General features: G+C 64.5%; 4 protein-coding genes and 2 pseudogenes. All 6 read left to right on the top strand.

The genetic code is table 11. The features are described 5' to 3' along the window. A pseudogene (locus GGD66_RS41005) lies at nt 1–324 on the top strand (ABC transporter substrate-binding protein); the annotation flags it as partial. A 60-nt stretch (nt 325–384) separates the two neighbouring features. After that, nucleotides 385–1209, top strand: coding sequence for an ATP-binding cassette domain-containing protein (locus GGD66_RS41000; RefSeq protein WP_183231548.1), 825 nt, complete (start codon nt 385–387; stop codon nt 1207–1209). After that, nucleotides 1206–2462 (top strand): sugar ABC transporter permease, encoded by a 1257-nt coding sequence (locus GGD66_RS40995; protein WP_183262265.1) that lies wholly within the window; start codon nt 1206–1208, stop codon nt 2460–2462. The genes GGD66_RS41000 and GGD66_RS40995 overlap by 4 nt, the downstream gene beginning before the upstream one ends. A gap of 27 nt (nt 2463–2489) precedes the next feature. Continuing rightward, complete coding sequence (locus tag GGD66_RS40990) at nt 2490–3218, top strand: SDR family oxidoreductase (RefSeq protein ID WP_183262262.1); 729 nt, start codon at nt 2490–2492, stop codon at nt 3216–3218. A gap of 22 nt (nt 3219–3240) precedes the next feature. Beyond that, entirely contained in the window at nt 3241–4866 is a 1626-nt protein-coding gene (locus tag GGD66_RS40985; RefSeq protein ID WP_183262260.1) for an FGGY-family carbohydrate kinase, read from the top strand. A gap of 167 nt (nt 4867–5033) precedes the next feature. Next, nucleotides 5034–5359, top strand: a pseudogene (locus tag GGD66_RS40980) (ABC transporter substrate-binding protein); the annotation flags it as partial.

The raw sequence follows: 5359 nt of genomic DNA, 5'->3' as shown, positions 1-5359 counted from the left end.
GATCCGGTGCCGCCGGTGACGGGCAACGATGCGACGATCGCCGCGCTTCAGCTCGTCATCGCCGGCGATCAGTACAACACGATCTCCAAGCCCAGTGAGATCGTGGCCGCCGCGGCGGCCCAGGCCGCGGTGAAGTTCCTCTCCGGCGAGACACCCAAGGCGGAAACCACGCTCTTCAATGCGCCATCGAAGCTGTTCGTGCCGGCGGTCGTCACTCAGGAGAACCTGAAGGCGGAGATCATCGACAAGAAGATCCAGACGGCCGATCAACTCTGCACGGGCCGCTATGCCGCCGGCTGTAAGAAGCTCGGCATCACGCAGTAACTGCGTCCGTCCCGGCCGCTCCCGGCGGCCGGGACGAACGACGAGAGGACGGACTAGGACATGACCACGATCTCGGATGTCGATCACGCGCAGGGTGGACCGCGCAAGCCGGTCTTGAGTCTTCGCGGAATTTCCAAGCATTTCGGCGCCGTGTCCGCCCTGACCAATGTCGATCTCGACGTGCATGCCGGCGAGGTCGTGGCGCTCGTGGGCGATAACGGTGCTGGAAAATCCACGCTGGTGAAGATCCTTGCCGGCGTGCACCAGCCCAGCTCTGGAACGATCGCCTTCGGCGGCGAGCCGGTCGTCCTGTCCGATCCGTCCACTGCGCTCGGCCTCGGCATCGCCACCGTTTTCCAGGATCTGGCGCTCTGCGAAAACCTCGATGTGGTCGCAAATATCTTCCTCGGCCGCGAGCTCAATCCGATGCGGCTCGACGAGGTCTCCATGGAGCTCCGCGCCTGGACGCTGCTCAACGAATTGTCGGCGCGGATCCCGAGCGTGCGCGAGCCGGTTGCGTCGCTCTCCGGCGGACAGCGCCAGACCGTGGCGATCGCGCGTTCGCTGCTCACCGAGCCGAAGCTCATCCTGCTCGACGAGCCGACCGCCGCACTTGGCGTCGCCCAAACCGCCGAGGTGCTCGACCTCGTCGAGCGCGTTCGCGCCCGCGGCCTCGGCGTCATCATGATCAGTCACAACATGGAGGACGTCCGCGCGGTCGCCGACCGGATCGTGGTACTGCGCCTCGGCCGCAACAACGGCGAGTTCGAGCCCGACGCTTCCAACCAGGATCTCGTCACCGCGATCACCGGTGCGGACGAAAACTCGGTCTCGCGCCGCGCCAGCCGGCGCCACGCCCATCAGTCGCCGGGGCTTGGGCGATGACCGACGACACGCAACAGGTTTCGACCGCGCGCCTGCTCGACCGCAGTGATGAGAGGGTCAAGCACGCGGACACATTTGGGAACATGTTCAGCGCGTTTGTGGATCGCGTGCGGTCGGGCGACCTCGGTTCGCTGCCGGTGGTCGTCGGGCTCATTGTCATCTGCACGGCGTTCGAGAGTCTCAACCCTGTTTTCCTGGCGCCGAACAACCTTGTCAATTTGCTGTTCGATTGTTCGACGGTGGGGGTGATCTCGCTGGGCATCGTCTGTATCCTGATGGTCGGCGAGATCGACCTCTCGGTCGGTTCGGTGAGCGGGTTTGCTTCGGCGCTCGTCGGCGTGCTTTGGGTCGGTCAGGATTGGCCGGTCGGTGTGGCGATCGTCACGGCGTTGGTGCTGGGCGCTGCCATCGGCGCGCTCTACGCATTTCTGTTCAATCGGCTGGGGATGCCGAGCTTCGTCTCGACCCTGGCCGGCCTGCTGGGGTGGCTGGGCCTGCAGCTGTATCTGCTCGGCTCCTCGGGCTCGATCAATCTTCCGTACGGATCGTCGCTGGTCAATTTCGGGCAGATGCTCGTCATGCCGCCAATCGTGTCCTACGTGCCGGCGGCGGTCGCGAGCCTTGTGATGTTCGTGACCAGCTACCGCACAGCGTTGCGCCGGCGGCAGGCAGGGCTATCGGCCAGTTCGCTCGGCCGCATGGTGCTGAAGGCGCTGCTGGTCACCGTCCTGCTCGAATTCGTCGTCTATTATCTCAATCTCGGCCGCGGCATTCCGTGGATGTTCGGACTGTTCGTCGGCCTGTGCGTGGTCATGAACTACGCGTTGACGCGGACCAAATGGGGCCGCTCGATGTCCGCCGTCGGCGGCAATCGCGAGGCGGCCCGCCGGGCCGGCATTAACGTTCGCCGGGTCTATCTGACCGCGTTCGTGCTGTGCTCCACGCTGGCGGCGGCCGGCGGCATTCTTGCCGCGGCGCGGCTGGCATCTTCCAGCCAGCAGGCCGGGACCGGGGATGTAAATCTCAATGCGATCGCCGCCGCGGTGATCGGTGGCACGAGCCTATTCGGCGGTCGCGGGAGCGCCTATTCCGCACTGCTCGGCGTCATCGTCATCCAGTCCATCGCGAGCGGCCTGACGCTGCTCGATCTCTCCTCGTCGCTACGGTACATGATTACGGGCGCGGTCCTAGCCATTGCGGTCATCGTCGATTCGCTCGCGCGACGCTCACGCCTCTCCCATGGCCGAGCTTGAATAACCCGCACAAGAAAAGGACAGGCCTTGGCCCAGGAACTTGCAGGAAAGGTTGCCGCGATCACCGGCGCCGCATCGGGCATCGGTCTCGAATGCGCCAGAGCTTTGATCGGCGCGGGCGCGCGGGTGGTGCTGATCGATCGGGCGGAGGAGGCGCTGAGCAAAGCTTGCGTCGAGCTGGGCGATCAGGCGATTCCGTTACGCATCGACCTCACCGATCCCGAGAGCATGCAAGCCATGATGCCGCTGCTGCTGGAGAAGGCGGGCCAGCTGGACATCTTCCATGCGAATGCAGGCGCCTATGTCGGCGGCGAGGTGCTCGGCGGCGATCCCGACGCCTGGGATCGCATGCTCAATTTGAACATCAATGCGCTCTTCCGGTCGATCCATGCGGTGCTGCCGCACATGGTCGAGCGCAGGAGCGGCGACATCATAGTCACCAGTTCGATCGCAGGTCTCGTCCCCGTCGTCTGGGAGCCGATCTATACCGCCTCCAAGCACGCGGTGCAGGCGTTCGTGCATACACTGCGCCGCCAGGTCGCCAAGCATGGATTGCGCGTCGGTGCCGTTGCACCTGGTCCCGTCGTGACCGCTCTCATCAAGGACTGGCCCAAGGAGAAGATCGAGGAAGAAATGGCGGCAGGTGGCTTGATGCAGCCGGTGGAGGTCGCAGAGGCGGTGCTTTTCATGTTGACGCGTCCGAGGAACGTCACCATCCGCGACCTCGTCATTTTGCCGCAGAGCAACGATCTGTAGCATTCTCCAATTGGCGATCCAGATGACCAAACAATCCGATGACCGCCATTTCCTTGGCATCGATGTCGGCACCGGCAGCGCACGGGCCGGCGTGTTCAACCGCTCCGGCAGGCTGATGGCGAGTGACAGCGCCCCCATCGCACTTTGGCGGGAGTCCGGCGACGTCGTCGAGCACTCAAGCGAGGACATCTGGCGTGCCGTATGCCGCAGCGTGCGTGGCGCGGTGGCACAGGCCGGCATCGCGCCGGACAGCATCACCGGCATCGGCTTCGACGCGACCTGCTCGCTGGTGGTGCTGGGCGAAGGGGGCGCGCCGCTGCCCGTCGGGTCGTCCGGCGATCCTGCTCGTAACGTCATCGTCTGGATGGATCACCGCGCCGCCGATCAGGCGCGCCGGATCAACCAGACGGGCGAGACGGTTCTTGATTATGTCGGCGGAACGATCTCACCCGAGATGGAGACGCCGAAACTGTTGTGGCTCGCCGAAAACATGCCCGACACGTTTTCCCGTGCGTGGCAGTTCATGGACTTGACCGATTTTCTTACCTGGCGTGCGACGGGGAGCCTGTCTCGCTCCATCTGTACCGTGACCTGCAAGTGGACCTATCTGGCTCATGAAAACCGCTGGGACGATCAATTCTTCCGCAGGGTCGGCCTCGGCGTGCTCGCGGACGAGCAATTCCGCAGGATCGGCACCGAGATCGTGCCCGGCGGAACGAGGCTGGCGGCGGGCCTGACGGCGGAGGCTGCGGCCGATCTCGGGCTCGCGACGGGTACGCCGGTCGCTGCCGGCCTCATCGATGCACATGCCGGCGGTGTTGGTACGGTGGGCGCGCGTGGCACGGCGGGCACGGTGCTGACGCGCATGGCCTATGTGTTCGGAACGTCCGCCTGTACCATGACGACCACGCCGGATCCGTCGTTCGTCCCCGGCGTGTGGGGACCCTATTTCTCCGCCATGGTGCCCGGGCTTTGGCTCAATGAAGGCGGGCAGTCGGCCGCCGGCGCTGCCATCGAGCATCTGTTGCAGATGCATCCGCATTCCGCGCAAGCGACGCAGGCTGCACGCCAGAAGCAGCAGACGCTTGCCGATTGGCTCGCTTCGGAAACCGAATCCCGCGGCGGTGACGGAATGATTCCGCAATTGGTCGGCGAGGTTCATGTCGTTCCCGAATTCCTCGGCAATCGCGCGCCGTTCGCGGACCCTGACGCGCGTGCGCTGATTGCCGGGCTCGATATGCGCTCGGATCTGGAAAGCCTGCTGGCGCTTTATCTTGCCGGGCTGTGCGGTCTCGGTTGCGGGGCCAGGCAGATCGTTCGCGCCCAGCAGGACAGGGGCATCGCGGTCGATACGATCGTGGTCAGCGGTGGCGCCGCAAAGAGCCGCCTTGTGCGGCAAGTCCTCGCCGATATGACGGGTTTGACGGTGGCTGCGTCGGCATCCCCGGAGGCCGTCCTGCTCGGCTCCGCGATGCTTGGATCAGTTGCTTCGGGCGACCATGCCAATCTCGGCGAGGCGATGCAGGCGATGTCGGTTCTGGGAGACATCTCTCGACCCCAGGCCGCTCTGGCGGATTGGGCCGATCGGCGCTTTGGAGCATTCGAAGCGCTACAGAAGGTCGGCCGGGCAATTCGAAGCGTTTCGTAGCCCCTTTGCCGACCGGATCCGGCGTCCCCAGGCACGGGTCGCCTTCTACGCCGGCACTGCCTGAAGGAGAGGGGACTCGACCCTCTTTCATCATCTCGACACATATGTCATGATAAAAATACAAATGTATATCCCGGGTCTTTATGCCCGGCGAGGGAGGGCTGCCCATGGGTAGGAAAGTCGCATTCATTGCGGCCTTGTTCGGCGCGTTGGCATTGGTTGGTCCGGCGCAGGCGCGGGTCGAAGTCCAGTGGTGGCACGCCATGAGTGGCGTCCTCGGCGACCGGCTCAATGAGCTGGTCGAGAAGTTCAACAAATCGCAGGACAAGTACACGGTCGTCGCGGTCGCCAAGGGGAACTATGACGAGGTGACCAACGGGGTGATCGCCGCCTATCGCGCCAAGCGGCCGCCGGAGATGGTGCAGATCGCCGAGCGCGGTTACATGACGATGCTGCTTTCAGGGGCCATTGTCCCCGTGCAGGATTTGGTGGA

It is taken from the genome of Bradyrhizobium sp. CIR48, from assembly GCF_014198315.1.
Classification (GTDB): domain Bacteria; phylum Pseudomonadota; class Alphaproteobacteria; order Rhizobiales; family Xanthobacteraceae; genus Bradyrhizobium.
Note: the sequence above shows the minus strand (reverse complement) of the source record. Positions and strands in the feature narration are given on the sequence as shown.

Coding starts and splice junctions, on each gene's coding strand:
- GGD66_RS41000 (WP_183231548.1), top strand. CDS start 385: ATGACCACGATCTCGGATGTCGATCACGCGCAGGGTGGACCGCGCAAG.
- GGD66_RS40985 (WP_183262260.1), top strand. CDS start 3,241: ATGACCAAACAATCCGATGACCGCCATTTCCTTGGCATCGATGTCGGC.
- GGD66_RS40995 (WP_183262265.1), top strand. CDS start 1,206: ATGACCGACGACACGCAACAGGTTTCGACCGCGCGCCTGCTCGACCGC.